Origin of the sequence: Pseudomonas syringae, from assembly GCF_001698815.1 — a bacterium.
Lineage (GTDB): Bacteria > Pseudomonadota > Gammaproteobacteria > Pseudomonadales > Pseudomonadaceae > Aquipseudomonas > Aquipseudomonas syringae_A.
In genome coordinates this window covers 19,191-35,497 of sequence record NZ_LGSI01000065.1, presented here as the reverse complement: position 1 = coordinate 35,497, position 16,307 = coordinate 19,191, and the positions used below count along the sequence as shown (strand labels likewise).

Here is a 16,307-nt window from a genome sequence, read left to right as displayed (position 1 = left end):
GCAATACTAGAGACGCGCGGTTATTCTTAAAAAGACTATTTAAGAATCTATATATAACCAAAATGAATTTAGGTTAGAAACCGAGACGTTGGCCGACTAGATGATGGGCTCGCGAAAGCCCGGAGCGCGCAGCCAATCGATCTGCTCGGCAGGCATAGGGCGCGCAAACCAGTAGCCCTGGCCTAGCTGACAACCGTTGTCCAGCAAGAAACTGGCTTGCTCGGCATGCTCGATGCCTTCGGCCAACACCCGCATGCCCATGCTTTTCGCCAGGGCGATGATCACCCGGACAATGGCGATGTCGTCTTCATCGCTGGGCAGCCCGGCAACGAAGCCCTGATCGATTTTCAGCTTTTGCACGGGCATCCGCTTGAGTCGCAGCAGCGATGAATATCCGGTGCCGAAATCATCGATGGACAGGCTCAGGCCCAGGCCGCGCAGCCGATGCATCTGCTCAATGGCTTGCTCCGGATCTTCCATAACCGCGCTTTCGGTCACTTCCAACTCCAGATGGACCGGGTCCAGACCGGTTTCAGCCAGAACCTTCGCTACCTGGCGCTCCAGGTCGCCGCGACTGAACAACCGGCTGGAGACGTTGACCGCCACAAAGGAAATCGCGACGCCCGCCGCCAGCCAGCGGGTCATCTGATAGCAGGAGGTCTTCAGCACCCAGGCATCAATGTCTGCGATCAAACCGCTTTGCTCGGCGATCGGGATGAATTCCCCCGGCGGCACCAGGCCGCGATTCGGATGTTGCCAACGTACCAACGCTTCGACGCCGATAATGCAGCTGTCCTGCAGATCATGGATTGGCTGATAGAAGACGCGCAGCTCATCATTCTCGATGGCGCGGCGCAGCTCACTGGCCAGTTGCACTCGCTGCTGAGCGTGGGCTGTGAGCTCTTCGGTGTACAACGCATAACCTTCACGGCCGTCGCTCTTGGCCTTGAACAGTGCGGAATCAGCGTTACGCAATAATTGCTCGGCGCTCAGCGCATCGCTGGGGAATAAACTGATGCCAATACTCGCGCTGATGAATAACTGCTGCTCATTGACGATGAACGGCGCCTTGAAGCCGTCGATTATCTGCTGCGCATAGTTGGCGGCCTGGACCACTTGCTGACAGTTTTCGATCAACAAGCCGAATTCATCACCGCCCAGACGTGCCAGAGTCAGGGTTTTATCGAAGAAACCTTCGAGACGCTCGCCCACAGCCTTGAGGATTTCGTCACCGACGTTATGCCCCAGGCTGTCGTTGATGTGCTTGAAATGATCGAGATCGATCAGCAGCAGTGCGCACCCGCGTTTGCTGGAACGAGCGGATGCCAGCGCCTGGCCGGTGCGGTCGATGAACAGCAGGCGGTTCGGCAACCCCGTCAACGCATCGTAATGCGCCAATTGCAGCAGCTCATGCTCCGAGCGCTTGATGGCGGTGATGTCGGAAAAAACTGCAACAAAATGTTTTATCTCGCCGTTGTCGCCCTTGATGCTGCGGATGCTCTGCCATTGCGGGTATATCTCGCCGCTTTTGCGCCGGTTCCAGATCTCGCCGCTCCACTGCCCGGCACTGAGAATCGAGCGGTACATCTGCCGATAGAACTCCGGGCCATGCCGGCCTGATTTGAACTTGCTCGGATTCATGCCCAGCACTTCGTCCAGCTGGTAGCCGGTAATCTGCATGAAGGCGCGATTGACGTGAACGATGAGCCCCTCGCTATTGGTGACCACGACGCCTTCGTTGGTGCTGTCGAATACCGCCGCCGCCAGGCGCAAGCGGTCATGATCTTCGCTTTGACGGTGCACCCTGTCGTCACTGCGCATGAATGTCAGCAGTCGGCCACGCGCCACAAAAACCAGAATGGCACTGAGCAACACCCACACATAACCGCTTATCTGCTGCGCTAACGCCAATTGCGCTGGATTCTCGATGATATCGGGCAGCAGATAGTTGCAGAATGCCAGCCACAGGACGGACACCAGTCCGTACAACAGGGCCGCACACAGGGCGTCTCGGGAAGATTCAGTCATAAGAAAACGAAAAGCCTTACGAAAGGGTGGGATTATAGGGTAAGAAACATCTGGCGACTCTTATCTGAAAGGTCGACTGGTTTTATCTGACGGCTAAGTGATAATGCGCACTGTTACTTTTTTCTTCACGCGCGTCACTTCGAGGGCAACACAGCCTATGTGGTACAACGGTCTGCTCGATCTTTCCGTCTGGCAGTTGGTGGCAGTCACTCTGGCGATAACCCATGTGACTATCGTCGGCGTCACGGTTTATCTGCATCGCTACTCGGCCCACCGCTCGCTGGAGCTGAATGCAGGTCTCAAACATTTCTTTCGTTTCTGGCTGTGGCTGACCACGGCGCAGAACACCCGCGAATGGACCGCTATCCATCGCAAGCATCACGCCAAATGCGAAACGGTCGATGACCCGCACAGCCCGGTCATCAAAGGCTTGTCTACCGTCCTGCGCAAAGGTGCCGAGTTGTATCGCGCCGAAGCGGAAAACCCGGACACCTTGCGCATCTACGGGAAAAACTGCCCGGAAGACTGGATCGAACGCAATCTTTATACCCGTTTCCCACTGTTGGGCATCGCGATCATGGCCGTTATCGACCTGATGCTGTTCGGCGCGCTGGGCATCACCGTCTGGGCGATCCAGATGATGTGGATTCCGTTCTGGGCTGCTGGTGTGGTCAACGGCCTTGGCCACGCGGTGGGTTATCGCAACTTCGAATGCCGTGATGCGGCGACCAATCTGGTGCCGTGGGGCATCATCATTGGCGGCGAAGAGCTGCACAACAACCATCACACCTATCCCAACTCGGCCAAACTGTCGGTCAAGAAGTGGGAATTCGACATGGGCTGGGCGTGGATCAAAGTGTTCAGCGCCCTGCGTCTGGCCAAAGTACAGCGCGTTGCACCCATCGCCCATCGGGTCGAAGGCAAAGGCAGCATGGACATGGACACCGCGATGGCGATTCTCAACAACCGCTTCCAGATCATGGCCCAGTACCGCAAGCTGGTTATCGGCCCGCTGGTGGCGCAGGAACTGGCCAAGGCCGACGCGTCGGTGCGTCATCAATTCCATCGTGCCAAAGCGCTGTTGTCTCGGGAAACCAGTCTGCTGGATGACAAGCATCACCTGCATATCCAGTCCATGCTGGAGCACAGCCAGGCGCTGAAAGTGATCTACGAAAAACGCCTGGCCCTGCAGCAGATCTGGCTCAAGACCAGCAGCAATGGGCATGACATGCTTGCAGCGATCAAGGATTGGATCCACGAGGCCGAAGCCAGCGGCATTGCTTCGCTGCGCGACTTCGCAGATCAGCTCAAAACCTACTCGCTACGTCCTGCCCACGCCTGACACCGTTGATCGGCGCGCCCTTCTCGGGCGCGCCTTTGCGGAACTTCACCCCTTAAAATCACTCTGAACATCAGCCCATAACCTTCGTGGGAAATGTTGTGGCTGTGCGCCGCACTTCTTCTTGAGATGCAGTGCCATGGACAACCAGAACCCCGCTCCCCCCGCCTCTACTGTCGACATGCCCGCCGCAGCCGAAACACTGCTGGCGTTGATGCATGCCCAGGCAGAGGTCGCGCGCCTGAGTGAACGAGAACAGCTATTCAGTTCGCTGTTGGTCAGCGTCAACGCGGTCTTGTGGGCGTTCGACTGGGCGACTCAGCAAATGATTTATGTCAGTCCGGCCTATGAGCGGATTTTCGGGCGCTCGGCAGGTTTGCTGCTGGCCGATTACGGCGAATGGCGTGACAGCATCTACCCGGATGACCTGAATTACGCCGAACGCAGCCTCAACGAGGTGATCGAAAAAGGCTCCATCGAAGATCGCGAATACCGCATCATCCGCGCCGATGGCGAAATACGCTGGCTCAGCGACAAGTGTTTCGTCAGCCATCAGGCGGACGCCGGGCATCGCTTGATCGTGGTCGGCATCGCCGAAGACATCACCGAAAAGAAGCAGCTGGAGAGCGAATTACAGCGTCTGGCAACCACCGATGTGCTCACTCAGAGCAGCAACCGTCGACATTTCTTCGAATGCGCCCAGCGCGAATTCGAACAGGCGCGCCTGAACGGCACGCCATTGGCGTTCCTGTTGCTGGATATCGATGACTTCAAGCTGGTCAATGACACTTACGGCCACCAGGAAGGCGATCTGGTGTTGCAGCGCATCGCCGAGTGCGGTCGAGGAACGTTGCGCCGTGGTGATCTGTTCGGGCGCATTGGCGGTGAGGAGTTCGCGGCAGTTTTCCCCGGCTGCGCCCCCGACATGGCCAAACAGATCGCCGAGCGCCTGCAACGGGAAATCCAGCGCTTGAGCTTCCAGCGTGACGGCGTGACATTTGGCATCACCGCCAGCCAGGGTCTGACCAACCTGGGCGACGCCGATCAAAGCCTCGAAGCACTGTACGGCCGCGCCGACGCCGCCATGTACCAGGCCAAACGCCAGGGCAAGAATCAGATCGTGTTGGTATAGCAGACGTCAAACTGTTGGAGCGTGGCTTGCCCGCGAAATCAGGCGCCTCGGTCGACCAGACTCACCGCGTTATCGTTCTTCGCGGGCAAGCCACGCTCCTACGGAATCTAGCCCTGCGAAGGCTTCTCCGGATCTCCTTCGATAGATTCCGACTCCGGCGCCAGATCCAGCACATCTGGAGCATCATCAGTTTCCGCTTCCGCTTCGGCCTCCGGCACAACCTCCCCCAGCAACCCGGCAGTCGGCTTCAGCAGGCTTGGATCGGTGACGCCCGTCAGTTTCTTGCGCAGGCGCTGCAAATCTGCGACGTTCATCTTCAGCAACCTGGCGGGCTTGGTCTTGAGCAAGGGCGTGACGCTGTCATCGTTGCCGAGCCGCGCCATTTGGCCTGCCAGGTTCATGATCAATACTTCGCGGGTGTAAACGCCGGTGTTGTATTGATAAACCGCCGCAATCAGTTCTCGCAGCTCAAGCGGCAAACGCCAGCGAGTGCGCAAGGCAGAACCGAAGGCTGCCGAATACTGCTCCAGTGATTGGCTGATCTGCTCATCATCCAGCTCCCCGCCAGCTTGCAACCATTCCTGCAGGCAACCCACCACAGCCAGATCACCCAGCGTCTGTAATAAGCCAGCGCAAAAACAGCGTTCTGCATCTACCTCAAGCATGCGCGCCAGAGTGCGTCCGTATTCAGCAGTACGCTGCGATAACGTCCACAGCTCACTGGCCTTGGCCAACAGCTCGTCATTGGTCAACACCGACGTACGCTTTTTTTCCAGGCCGGAAACGATGTCGGCGCTCTGCGCCCCACCCAACACCGCCAAGGCAGCTGGCAGTGTCTGCACAGGCGTGCCCAGATGCTGCGCCGCGCTATTGGCCGCCGCGATGAGCACCGCGGTGATATGCGGGTCGTTGCGCAGCTCCTGCTCCAGCAAAGTGGTATCGATGCGTGAAGCGCCCTTGCTGAGTTTGATCGCCGTCGCGACATCCACGAACAAAGGCGCACCGTCGGTGGTGTCACGACGTTGCTCCAGAAACCTGGCAAGTGTCATACCGGGAATCAGCGCCGGAACCGCATTCGGTACCGGACACCCCAGCAACAGGCGTTCAAGGCGCTGGCGCAGGCCTTCAGTATTCAAGGGTTTGGTCAGGTAAGCAGTCGGCGCAAGCGGCACGGCCTCACGGACACTGGCGCTGTCACTGCGATTACTGATCAGGATAAAAGGAATGACTGGCTTGCGCTGTAACCCGCGGACACCGCGCAACAGGCTCAAACCGTCGATTACCGGGAGCTCTCTGGCAGCAATGACCAGATCAGGCAGCTGCTTTTTCATCCACTCGGCAGCCTGTTTGCCATCGGTGCAGATCTCAAGGTCGATATCAGCGCGCACACTCAGGAGCAATTCACTCAGCGTTTCACGAACCCATGGATCGGATTCGGCAATCAAGACGCGAGGTACCGCGGGTAAATCTACAGCTGTCATCAGCAGTCTCCGACATCGATGCGTTCACCTTAGCCAATGCATCCGTTTGGAGATATACCCCAAAAGCGATATTTGCCCCCTAAAAACGCAAAAAAACCCGCCGAAGCGGGTCTTTTTTGTCCATTTGGTCATATTTTAATCAATACGACCCCGGCGTACTCACGCCAGTTCAGCGAAGCACTCTTCAAGAATCGCCAGGCCTTTATCCAGTTGCTCGTCCGGCGAAGTCAGCGGTACCAGGACGCGCAAAACGTTGCCGTAGGTGCCGCAAGACAGCAGGATCAGACCCTTGTCGCGGGCCTTGGCCACAACCTGCGCCACAGCCGCAGCATTCGGCTTGTGGGTGTCGCCGTTTTCGAAGAGCTCCAGCGCGATCATCGCGCCCAGCGCACGGACTTCACCGATCACCGGGTACTTGGCCTGAATCGCCTTGAGGCCCGTCACCAGACGCTCGCCCACTGCCTTGCAGCGATCCAGCAGGTGTTCTTCTTCAAACACTTGCAATACCGCCAGCGCAGCCGCGCAAGCCACCGGGCTACCGGCGTATGTGCCGCCCAGACCGCCCGGAGCGATGGCGTCCATGTATTCAGCCTTACCGCACACACCGGCCAACGGGAAACCGCCAGCGATGGATTTGGCGAAGGTGGTCAGGTCGGCGCTGACGCCCATCTGTTCCATGGCGAAGAACGTACCGGTACGCCCGGCGCCGGTCTGCACTTCGTCAGCGATCAGCAGGATCCCGTGCTTGTCGCACAGTTCGCGCAGGCGAGCCATGAACGCCTTTGGCGCCACATAGAAACCACCTTCGCCCTGAACCGGCTCGATGATGATCGCAGCGATGTCGCGCGGCTCGGCGTCGTTCTTGAAGATGCGCTCGATGCTGGCGATGGAATCATCGACGCTCACGCCATGCAGTTCACATGGATAGATTGCGCGGAAGATACCGCCTGGCATCAGGCCCATGCCGGCCGAGTAAGGCACGACTTTGCCGGTCAGACCCAGGGTCATCATGGTGCGGCCATGGTAAGCGCCAGTGAACGCGATCACGCCGGTACGGCCAGTGGCGGCACGGGCGATCTTCACGGCGTTTTCAACCGCTTCGGAGCCGGTGGTCACCAACAGGGTTTTCTTCTCGAAATCACCTGGCACCTTGGCGTTGATCTTTTCGCACAGCTCAACGTACGGCTCGTAAGCCAGAACCTGGAAGCAGGTGTGAGTCAGCTTGGTCAGTTGCTCTTGCACGGCGGCAATGATTTTCGGGTGCAGGTGACCGGTGTTCAGTACCGCGATGCCGCCAGCGAAGTCGATGAATTCGCGACCTTCAACGTCAGTCACAGTAGCGTTTTTGGCCGAAGCGGCGAAGATCGGGTGGATCTGGCCAACACCGCGTGGAACAGCGGCTTCGCGGCGTTTCATCAATTCTGCGTTTGTTTGACTCATGGTTTCCTCATTCGCCGCTCATCGGTCGGCGTTGGTCAAGGATTAAGCAGTCGGGGTGAGTTGCAGCAGCATACGATGATCGACTGCTGCAACTTCCGGCTACCGGGTGGAATTGCGTGTGAAGCTACTGCGCGGGCGTTAAACGCTCAGGCACAGGTATTTGATTTCCAGATAATCTTCGATGCCGTACTTGGAGCCTTCACGGCCCAGGCCCGACGACTTGATCCCGCCAAACGGCGCGACTTCGTTGGAGATCAGGCCGGTGTTGATACCCACCATGCCGTATTCCAGCGCTTCAGCAACACGGAACACGCGGCTCATGTCACGAGCGTAGAAGTACGACGCCAGACCGAACTCGGTGTCGTTGGCCATCGCAATCACTTCAGCTTCGTCTTTAAAGCGGAACAGCGGCGCCAGCGGGCCGAAGGTTTCTTCTTTGGCGACCGCCGCGTCTTTCGACACGTTGACCAGAATGGTCGGCTCGAAGAAATTGCCTTGCATGCTGTTGCCGCCCAGCAGCACTTTCGCGCCCTTGCCAACGGCGTCGGCGATGTGTTCCTTGACCTTGTTCACGGCTTTTTCGTCGATCAGCGGACCGGTCGTGGTGCCCTCTTCCAGACCGTTACCGATCTTCAGCTTGCCCACAGCGGTTTTCAGCTTCTCGGCGAACGCGTCGTAAACGGCGTCCTGCACATAGATGCGGTTGGCGCAGACGCAGGTCTGGCCGTTGTTGCGATACTTGGAAATGATCGCGCCTTCAACGGCCTTATCCAGGTCCGCGTCGTCGAACACGATAAAGGGCGCGTTGCCACCCAATTCCAGCGACACCTTCTTGATGTCCTTGGCGCACTCAGCCATCAACTGACGACCAATTTCGGTCGAGCCGGTGAACGACAATTTGCGCACGATTGGGTTGCTGGTCAGCTCGCTGCCGATATCGCCAGCGCTGCCGGTCACCACGCTGAACACGCCAGCCGGGATGCCCGCGCGCTCGGCCAGTTCAGCCAGGGCCAATGCCGAATAAGGGGTTTGCGACGCAGGCTTGAGGACCATGGTGCAGCCAGCGGCCAGCGCCGGGCCGGCTTTACGGGTGATCATTGCTGCCGGGAAGTTCCACGGCGTAATCGCCGCCGTCACGCCAATCGGCTGCTTGAGCACGATCAGACGTTTGTCCGGCTGATGGCCCGGAATCACATCGCCATACACTCGCTTGGCTTCTTCAGCGAACCACTCGATAAAGGACGCCGCGTAAGCGATCTCACCCTTGGCCTCGGCCAGCGGCTTGCCTTGTTCGAGCGTCATCAGGCGCGCGAGGTCGTCCTGGTTCTCGATCATCAGCTCGTACCAGCGACGCAGCTTGTTGCCGCGCTCTTTGGCGGTCAGCGCACGCCAGGCCGGCAGCGCCTTGTCAGCAGCTTCGATGGCACGACGGGTTTCAGCAGCGCCCATTTTTGGCACAGTGCCGAGAATTTCGTTGTCAGCCGGGTTGTTGACCTTGATCGTCTGACCACTGTCCGCGTCCAGCCAGACACCATTGATATAGGCTTGTTGGCGGAACAGTTTCGAGTCTTTAAGCTGCATGTCGGCCTCCTAAACAGCACCGCGCAAGGGCGGAGCAATTATTGTTGTGCAAAGGCGCCTCGAACGAGACTGCCGTCAGGAAATATTCGCCGGGCTCCGCAACGAAGGGTCGCCAAAAGTGCGGGAGAACCGGACAAGAGCGTTTGAAATCTCAAACGAATCCTAGGGACTGCTGGGGTAAAGGACAATAGGCTGTTCGAAAAAAAGAACGTATTTGCCAAAATCCTCTCGATTTTCTGATCAACGTCATCCACAGCCCCAAAAACGTGCGAAATCAACAACAGCCTCTCGCCAGCATGGACGCATGCCAATCAGATGAGTATCATGGCGGCCGCATTGCACCAGTAGCTCAGCTGGATAGAGTACTGCCCTCCGAAGGCAGTGGTCATGGGTTCGAATCCCGTCTGGTGCACCACCTACCTGTTTTGAGCTGTCTCAGACTGTCTCAAAACACCCCAAGAAGCCCGCCCCGTGCGGGCTTTCTTGTTTCCGGGGTTTGGCTTTGCGTCCAATTGGCAGGCTGCACTTTTCAGATGCGCAACGTCGCAAGAATCGTTAGGGTGTTTTGGATCAATCCAGCCCATTCAAGGAACGACTCATGCCGTTGATATTTTCGCGCTCTGCCCTCGCCTCCGCTCTGGCGCTTGCTGTCACGTTTGGTGGTGGCTCCCTTGCTCAGGCGGCGACGCCCGACAAACTGGTTCAGGCTGGCGCCGAGCAATCCAAGGAGCCCGCGCTGAAGCTGTTGGAGCAACTGGTGAATATCGATTCCGGGTCCGGTTACGAGCCGGGTCTGAGCAAGGTGAGCGCCATTGTCGTCGAGGAATTGAAAAAGCTCGGTGCGACCATTGAGACTGTGCCCAATACTGCCCCGGACAAGAGCAACCACGTGATCGCCACGCTCAAGGGCACGGGTAAAGCGAAAATATTGCTCATGGCGCACATGGATACGGTGTTCAAGGAAGGCTCGGCCGCTGCCCGTCCTTTCCACATCAAGGACGGACGCGCTTATGGTCCGGGCGTGATGGACGATAAGGGCGGCATCGTTGCCGGCATCTACGCGTTGCAGATTCTGAAAAATCTGAATTTTACCGACTACGCGCAGATCACCTTCCTGCTGGACGCCAGCGAAGAAACCGGCTCGGACGCTGCGACCGACCTGATCAAGAAAACCGCCAAGCAACACGATGTGACGTTGAACCTGGAGCCAGGCCGCCCAGCCGATGGCCTGGTTGTCTGGCGTAAAGGCAGTGCCACGGCAGTCGTCGACGTGAAGGGCAAAGCCTCCCACGCGGGTGTCGCACCGGAACTGGGCCGTAACGCGGCGATGGAAGCGGCGCATCAGATCCTGCAACTGGGCAAACTGGGCGATCCTGAGAAAAAAACCACCATCAACTTCACCACCATCAATTCCGGTGACCGCACCAACATCATTCCTGATCAAGCCACCGCCAAGGCCGATGTACGTGCAGCGGTGCCGGAAGAGTTCGACCGGATCGAGAAGGATCTCGCGCGAGTATCGGCAGACAAACTGATCCCGGAAACCGAAGTGTCGACGAAGCTGATTCGTGGCCTGCCACCCATGCCGCAAACCGCCGAAAGCGACAAGTTGGTGGCTATCGCCCAAGGCATTTATGGCGAACTGGGCCGCACGCTGACCATCGAAGGCAGTGGCGGCGCAGCCGATGCAAGCCTGGCCGCCAGTGTCGGCGTGCCTACGCTGGACGGTTTCGGCATCGTCGGCGGCAACATTCATACGCCCGAAGAATACGCAGAAGTTGAAAGCGTCTCGCCACGGATTTACCTGCTGACGCGCATGATCATGGAGCTTTCTCGCGGCACACCTAAACAGTGATTGCGCGGCGTCTGCACAGGGAATCGTGGGTAGTGCGCAGACGCTGACCATAGCATTTGGGCTGCTCATTATTGGAGCGGGTTGGCGCGACGCGCTGGCGAGTTCAGAGAAGCAGGCGGATGTTGCGGCCTCTTCGCGGGCAAGCCGCGCTCCAACGGAATTTGCGCCGATCTTGTAGGAGCGAATTTATTCGCGAGGCGATTTATCCGCCTGTGTAGAACCATCACCCCGCCAACAACCTGTCTCCCACGGCTCTCCCTTAAAATAAATGGCACAAATGTTCAAACCCCCCATCCATTCGAATTCTTCAGTCATCGTACATCTAGGCCAAGCGGGCTGCGGGCTTCAGCCAGGAGGCCCGGTCTAGAGCCTTCCCTGACTCATAACTCCGATAGCATTTTGCCTGCTTTAGATGTTGCCGAATGTTTCGTGATGTGAAACATTCCACCCGTTTTGTGCGACACCCTGTCGCATGCGCTGAGCCGATGCCACCGTGGCCATTGGTTCTGACCAAGCGCGTTAGCCGAATCCGAACCTCGAAAAAGCCAGGCCGCAACTGCCTAAGGTAAACAAATGTCACGTTACGCTCGTGAAGGACGAGGCCTGCCCAAGGCCTTTGCTGGATTGCTGTGCCTGCTCGTCTGCATGGCGGGATCGGTCTTTGGCCAGGAACTGGAGGCCACGGCTTCTGCCGGTAAACGTCTGGCGGTTGCCGCCGACTGTGTTGCCTGCCACACAGCGCCCGAAGGCAAGCCGTTTGCTGGCGGCTATTCGCTCAGTTCGCCGATGGGGGTGATTTTTTCGACGAACATTACCCCGTCCAAAACGGCTGGTATCGGCAACTACTCCAATGAGCAGTTCGCCCGCGCGGTGCGTGATGGCGTGGCGGCGGATGGCACTCATCTGTATCCGGCTATGCCGTACACGTCCTACGCGAAAATGACTGACAGCGACATTGCCGCGCTGTACGACTATTTCATGAAGGAAGTGCAGCCAGTCGACACACCTTCGCCGAAGACTAAGCTGGCATTCCCGTTCAACATTCGCGCTTCGATGATCGGCTGGAATCTGCTGTTCCACAGCGACACGCGCTTCAAGCCGGACGCGAGCAAGTCCGCTGAAGTGAACCGTGGCGATTATCTGGTCAACGCCCTCGCCCACTGCGACACCTGCCACACACCGCGCAATTTCCTGATGGGCGCCGACAACGGCAAGCCTCTGGGCGGCGGTTCGCTGGGCAGTTGGTACGCGCCGAACATCAGCTCGGACAAGGTCAGCGGCATCGGCGCCTGGTCCAACGATGAAATCGTCGCTTACCTGCGCACCGGTCACGTGGCTGGCAAGGCACAAGCGGCTGGCCCGATGGCCGAGGCGATCGAGCACAGCCTGCAGTATCTGGGCGATAGCGATTTGAAGGCGATCGCGGCCTATCTGCAGCAAACGCCAGCGGTCAAATCCGGCGAGAACAAAGCCCGTCACGAATTCGGCGTGGCCTCCACCGATGAGCTGACCTTGCGCGGCACCAAGCCGGAAGACAATCCGGGCTGGCACATCTTCAGCGGCACTTGCGCCAACTGCCATCAAGCCAATGGTCAGGGCACCAAAGAGTATCCGTCGCTGTTCAACAATACCGCGACCACGCGTGCGGACAATCTGATCGCCGCCATCGTATACGGCGTGCATCGCACGGTGGATGGCGTGGCTGTGGACATGCCGGCGTTCGGGCCGGACGCGCTGTTCACTGATCGCCTCAATGACCAGCAGATCGCCGACGTCAGCAACTACGTGCTGTCGCGCTATGGCAATTCAGAGTTGAAGGTCACGGCTGCCGACGTCGCCCAGAGTCGCGAAGGCGGCCCCAAGGCGCCGCTCGCGGTGTTGGCCAAATTCACGATCCCGGCAATCATCCTCGTGTGCCTGCTGATCGGCCTGGTGGTGTGGATGATCACCCGCCGCCGCAAGGGAGCTTGAGCAAATGGATACTTCAATGAGCAACAAGCAGACCGCGACTGAATCTGAAACGCCGATGGGCTTGTCCCGCCGCAACCTGCTGCGCGGCTCGGTAACGCTGGGCCTGATGACGCTGGTGGGCAGTGTCCTGCCTTGGCAATCGGTGCTGGCCGCAGACGCGACGACCGCCGATTTCATCGCGCTTTCGCAGTTTTTGGTCAGCCGTCCAGCCAACCCGGTTCTGGCGGCGCGCTATTACGCGGCTCTGGCCCGGCGCGCTCCGAACTTTGCCGGGAACGTGACGACTCTGAAGCGGTTGATCGCCTATAAGCAGCTCAAACACGTCGATGAGTATCTGGCGCTACCCGACGCCGATCCGTCGTTACGGGCCACGGCCGTCAGCATCATTTCCGCCTGGTACCTGGGCATCGTCGGCGAAGCGGCTGACGCAGAAATGATCAGCTACTCCGAAGCCATGATGTACCAACCGACCCACGGCACGCTGATCATCCCCACTTACGGTGGTGGCCCGGCTACATGGGGCGCCAAACCAGCTGATACAAAGGATTCCAGACTATGAGCAACGCTGATTTCGACGCCGACGTGGTCATCATCGGCTCCGGCGTCATGGGCGGTTTGATCGCCAGTGAGCTGTCCAAAGCGGGCAAATCAGTGATCGTGCTGGAAGCCGGTCCACGGGTTAATCGACGCGACGTGGTCGAAACCTTCCGCAATGCGCCGATCAAATTGTCCCTGGCCAACGCCAAGCTGCAAGGTGCCGGCTCGCCCTATCCAAGCCTGCCGCACGCGCCGTCAACCTATGGCGATTACCTGCAACAAGTCGGCCCGGTGAAGTACAACACCTCGTACTTGCGCGTGGTCGGCGGCACGACCTGGCACTTCGGCTCGTCGCTGTGGCGCATGCTGCCCAACGACTTCCGCCTGAACTCCTTGTACGGCCGGGGCCGCGACTGGCCGATCAGCTACGACGAGCTGGAACCGTTTTACGCCCGCGCCGAAACCGAGCTGGGCGTGTCGGGCGTGGATGGCCAGGATGAAAGCGGGCAAGGCGGCGCGGCGTATCCGCCGCGCTCGATTCCGTACCCGATGGAAGGGCTCAAGCCAAGTTACATGTTCAAGCGCCTGTCGGAGCTGCTGAGCAAGGGCGGCTATAACCCGATCCTCGAACCCAACGGCCGCGCCACTCGCCCTTACGGCAAGCGTCCGCCGTGCGCAGGCAACAACAACTGCAACCCGGTGTGCCCGATTGCCGCCAAGTACGATGGCTCCATGCACATTGACGAAGCCGAACGTCATGGCACGAAAGTGCTGGAGAATTCGGTGGTCTATAAAGTCGAGGCGGGCGACGACGGCAAGATCACCGCGATCTGGTACATGCGACCGGACAAGTCCCAGCACAAACTGACCGCGCGCTATTTCGTGCTGGCCGCCTACGGCATCGAATCGCCGAAGCTGTTGCTGATGTCCACGTCCGACAAATACCCGAACGGCATCGCCAACTCGTCGGATCAGGTCGGTCGCAATCTGATGGACCACACCGGCATCAGCATGAACGTGATGACCAAGGAAGACATGTGGCCCGGCGAAGGCCCGACGCAACTGCTCGTATATCTGAACAGCCGCGACGGCGCGTTCCGCAAGGATTACCCCGGCTACAAGATCAAGGTGCGCAACACGGTGCCGACGTCGCAGATCACCTCGACGCTGATTTCCAAAGGCGTGCTGGGTTCGAAACTCGACGAGCAGATTCGTCTGCAATCGGCGCGCTCGCTGAACTGGGCGGTGGACTTCGAAACCCTGCCGCTGCCGGAAAACCGTGTCACGCCGAGCAAGACCAAATTCGATGCGATTGGCTTGCCGGTGCCGGAGATCTACTACAGCGTTCCGGACTACTGGCACGCGGGCAAAGAGAAGGCGCTGGAGGACTTCAAGCAGTTCGCCAAACTGCTCGATGCCGACATCCTCAGTACCGACGTCGGCTTCCAGAATCGCCAGCACATCATGGGCACGACGATCATGGGTGACGATCCGAAAAACTCCGTCGTCGACCGTGACTGCCGCACTCACGATCACCACAACCTGTTCATCGCCGGCACCAGCGTCATGCCGTCGTCGTCCTGCGTGAACCCGACGCTGACCGGCGCCGCGTTGAGCCTGCGGGTTGCGGATGCGTTGTTGAAGGAGGTTTAAGTGGCCGTTGGAGCGAGGCTTGCCCGCGAACGGGACGACTCGGATTTTCAGGCACTCCGCGTTAAAGTCCTTCGCGGGCAAGCCTTGCTCCAACACATCAATACAGTGCTAGCAATAAGCCTCCACTCGATCTAACCTCCCTGCAACGCGCAATGGATGCGCTGCACATCAAGGACGGCGGTATGGATGCCAGCAAGGATGACCGCGATTCATATGAGCGCTTCAGCGCCGATGACGATCAACGAGCGTCGCCTGGCCGCAGACGCCGGCCGACGAATGCATCCAACCTCTACCGCAATGTGTTCGCGCTGCTGCTGTTTGCCGCCGTCAGTGGTTACCTGTTCCACCGCCATACCCCGGTCGCGCAGTTGATCCCTCAAGCTCGGATCGCGCCTGGCCCTTCCGCCGTCTCCAGCCCCGTTCCGCCGATCTATACCACTGACGCCCTGCTCCCGCCCAAACCCTTGGCCGAGTGCATCAAGCCGGACAATATCATCGACGAAGCCGTTGCCACTTGCCGCTATGGCCAGTTCCCACGTGCCAGCCAGAACGAAGTCGCTCAGGGCATGGTTTCCGCGTCATACATGGCCAGATTCAAGGCCGAGCAACTGCCTGCGCGAACCAAACGCGTGGTCGCCCAGAACGTTGAAAGGGACACCGTTTGGCAATGGGACGGCAAACGCACCTACGCTGCCGAATGGACGGTCATCAACGATCGCATCGACGGCACCAGCGTCTGCGCCAACTATCGGCGCGGGTCGATCGAACATCGGGAATGCCGCAAAGGCGCCAAGGTGTATTTCCGGGAAAAATGCCGGGAATGGTCGGCCCGTGCAAGCAAGGACGGCGCGGATTTCAGCCTGGCGATCAAGCAACGTTTTTGCAGTGCCGCAGACAGCTTCAATCCGTTGAGTTGAGCCTCGCAGACGTCTGCCTTGCGCGATTGCGCTGCGCGCGTTACCCCTCAATGTGATTTTTTCTTCACTTTATTTCGAAATCTTTTGTAACGGCCTTACCCCCAAAAACAGGGCGTCATGTGCATACGAGTGCGACATCTGGTCACAGGTGGCGCCCGTTCATGCGGTTGCCACCATGACCACCACATGGGATAAAAGAAAGGCAAAAGGGCTCGAAAATCTATAAAAAACATAGATTCATGGGTCAATAAAGTCGTATTCCGGCGATCCTGCATCCGATAAAAAGTCCGACCGTTTCTGCTCGCTCACTTGCAAGCTGCGCGTTGGTCAATCCTGCCTATCAACCTCATCGAGGCCATTCATGCGGCGTCAC

11 protein-coding genes and 1 tRNA gene are annotated in these 16,307 nt (G+C 58.7%); 8 read left to right on the top strand and 4 right to left on the bottom strand.

The features are described 5' to 3' along the window. Positions 1-96: 96 nt before the first annotated feature. Entirely contained in the window at positions 97-2,028 is a 1,932-nt protein-coding gene (gene dibA, locus AFK24_RS21905) for a phosphodiesterase DibA (protein ID WP_065835218.1), read from the bottom strand. A 157-nt stretch (positions 2,029-2,185) separates the two neighbouring features. Here dibA and desA point away from each other — a divergent pair, with 157 nt between their 5' ends. Together desA and AFK24_RS21895 are read left to right on the top strand one after the other, a co-directional pair. Next, the gene (gene desA, locus AFK24_RS21900) at positions 2,186-3,370 is read left to right on the top strand and encodes a delta-9 fatty acid desaturase DesA (RefSeq protein ID WP_065835217.1); all 1,185 of its coding nucleotides are present in this window, start codon (positions 2,186-2,188) and stop codon (positions 3,368-3,370) included. A gap of 136 nt (positions 3,371-3,506) precedes the next feature. Beyond that, on the top strand, positions 3,507-4,499 hold the full coding sequence (locus tag AFK24_RS21895) for a GGDEF domain-containing protein (RefSeq protein WP_065835216.1): 993 nt from the start codon (positions 3,507-3,509) through the stop codon (positions 4,497-4,499). 107 nt (positions 4,500-4,606) lie between these two features. Here AFK24_RS21895 and AFK24_RS21890 read toward each other — a convergent pair whose 3' ends face one another. The 3 genes from AFK24_RS21890 to gabD all read right to left on the bottom strand — a co-directional run bounded on the left by AFK24_RS21890 (position 4,607) and on the right by gabD (position 9,001). After that, the gene (locus AFK24_RS21890) at positions 4,607-5,980 is read right to left on the bottom strand and encodes an HDOD domain-containing protein (protein ID WP_065835215.1); all 1,374 of its coding nucleotides are present in this window, start codon (positions 5,978-5,980) and stop codon (positions 4,607-4,609) included. A gap of 159 nt (positions 5,981-6,139) precedes the next feature. Next, positions 6,140-7,420: a 4-aminobutyrate--2-oxoglutarate transaminase gene (gabT, locus tag AFK24_RS21885; RefSeq protein ID WP_065835214.1), complete on the bottom strand. Its 1,281-nt coding sequence runs from the start codon at positions 7,418-7,420 to the stop codon at positions 6,140-6,142. A 138-nt stretch (positions 7,421-7,558) separates the two neighbouring features. Then, entirely contained in the window at positions 7,559-9,001 is a 1,443-nt protein-coding gene (gene gabD / locus AFK24_RS21880) for an NADP-dependent succinate-semialdehyde dehydrogenase (protein ID WP_065835213.1), read from the bottom strand. Between the two features lie 338 nt (positions 9,002-9,339). On the opposite strand from gabD, the gene AFK24_RS21875 reads away from it, so the two are divergent. The 6 genes from AFK24_RS21875 (at position 9,340) to AFK24_RS21850 (ending at position 15,934) form a co-directional block, all read left to right on the top strand. Beyond that, positions 9,340-9,416: transfer RNA gene (locus tag AFK24_RS21875), tRNA-Arg, on the top strand. Between the two features lie 183 nt (positions 9,417-9,599). Next, positions 9,600-10,856, top strand: coding sequence for a M20/M25/M40 family metallo-hydrolase (locus AFK24_RS21870; RefSeq protein ID WP_065835212.1), 1,257 nt, complete (start codon positions 9,600-9,602; stop codon positions 10,854-10,856). Positions 10,857-11,429: 573 nt separating this feature from the next. Next, a complete protein-coding gene (locus AFK24_RS21865) occupies positions 11,430-12,827 on the top strand; it encodes a c-type cytochrome (RefSeq protein ID WP_065835211.1) in 1,398 nt (465 codons plus the stop codon). Positions 12,828-12,843: 16 nt separating this feature from the next. Next, positions 12,844-13,386, top strand: a complete 543-nt coding sequence (locus tag AFK24_RS21860) for a sorbitol dehydrogenase family protein (RefSeq protein WP_240500428.1) — start codon at positions 12,844-12,846, stop codon at positions 13,384-13,386. Then, complete coding sequence (locus AFK24_RS21855; protein ID WP_020293732.1) at positions 13,383-15,017, top strand: GMC family oxidoreductase; 1,635 nt, start codon at positions 13,383-13,385, stop codon at positions 15,015-15,017. The genes AFK24_RS21860 and AFK24_RS21855 overlap by 4 nt, the downstream gene beginning before the upstream one ends. Before the next feature lie 152 nt (positions 15,018-15,169). Continuing rightward, positions 15,170-15,934: a hypothetical protein gene (locus AFK24_RS21850; protein ID WP_240500427.1), complete on the top strand. Its 765-nt coding sequence runs from the start codon at positions 15,170-15,172 to the stop codon at positions 15,932-15,934. Positions 15,935-16,307 lie beyond the last annotated feature (373 nt).

What these genes read in the sequence shown, in the direction of transcription:
- gabT (WP_065835214.1), bottom strand. Translation starts at nt 7,420, where the DNA reads ATGAGTCAAACAAACGCAGAATTGATGAAACGCCGCGAAGCCGCTGTT.
- gabD (WP_065835213.1), bottom strand. Translation starts at nt 9,001, where the DNA reads ATGCAGCTTAAAGACTCGAAACTGTTCCGCCAACAAGCCTATATCAAT.
- AFK24_RS21895 (WP_065835216.1), top strand. Translation starts at nt 3,507, where the DNA reads ATGGACAACCAGAACCCCGCTCCCCCCGCCTCTACTGTCGACATGCCC.
- AFK24_RS21850 (WP_240500427.1), top strand. Translation starts at nt 15,170, where the DNA reads ATGGATGCGCTGCACATCAAGGACGGCGGTATGGATGCCAGCAAGGAT.
- AFK24_RS21865 (WP_065835211.1), top strand. Translation starts at nt 11,430, where the DNA reads ATGTCACGTTACGCTCGTGAAGGACGAGGCCTGCCCAAGGCCTTTGCT.
- dibA (WP_065835218.1), bottom strand. Translation starts at nt 2,028, where the DNA reads ATGACTGAATCTTCCCGAGACGCCCTGTGTGCGGCCCTGTTGTACGGA.
- AFK24_RS21860 (WP_240500428.1), top strand. Translation starts at nt 12,844, where the DNA reads ATGAGCAACAAGCAGACCGCGACTGAATCTGAAACGCCGATGGGCTTG.
- desA (WP_065835217.1), top strand. Translation starts at nt 2,186, where the DNA reads ATGTGGTACAACGGTCTGCTCGATCTTTCCGTCTGGCAGTTGGTGGCA.
- AFK24_RS21855 (WP_020293732.1), top strand. Translation starts at nt 13,383, where the DNA reads ATGAGCAACGCTGATTTCGACGCCGACGTGGTCATCATCGGCTCCGGC.
- AFK24_RS21870 (WP_065835212.1), top strand. Translation starts at nt 9,600, where the DNA reads ATGCCGTTGATATTTTCGCGCTCTGCCCTCGCCTCCGCTCTGGCGCTT.
- AFK24_RS21890 (WP_065835215.1), bottom strand. Translation starts at nt 5,980, where the DNA reads ATGACAGCTGTAGATTTACCCGCGGTACCTCGCGTCTTGATTGCCGAA.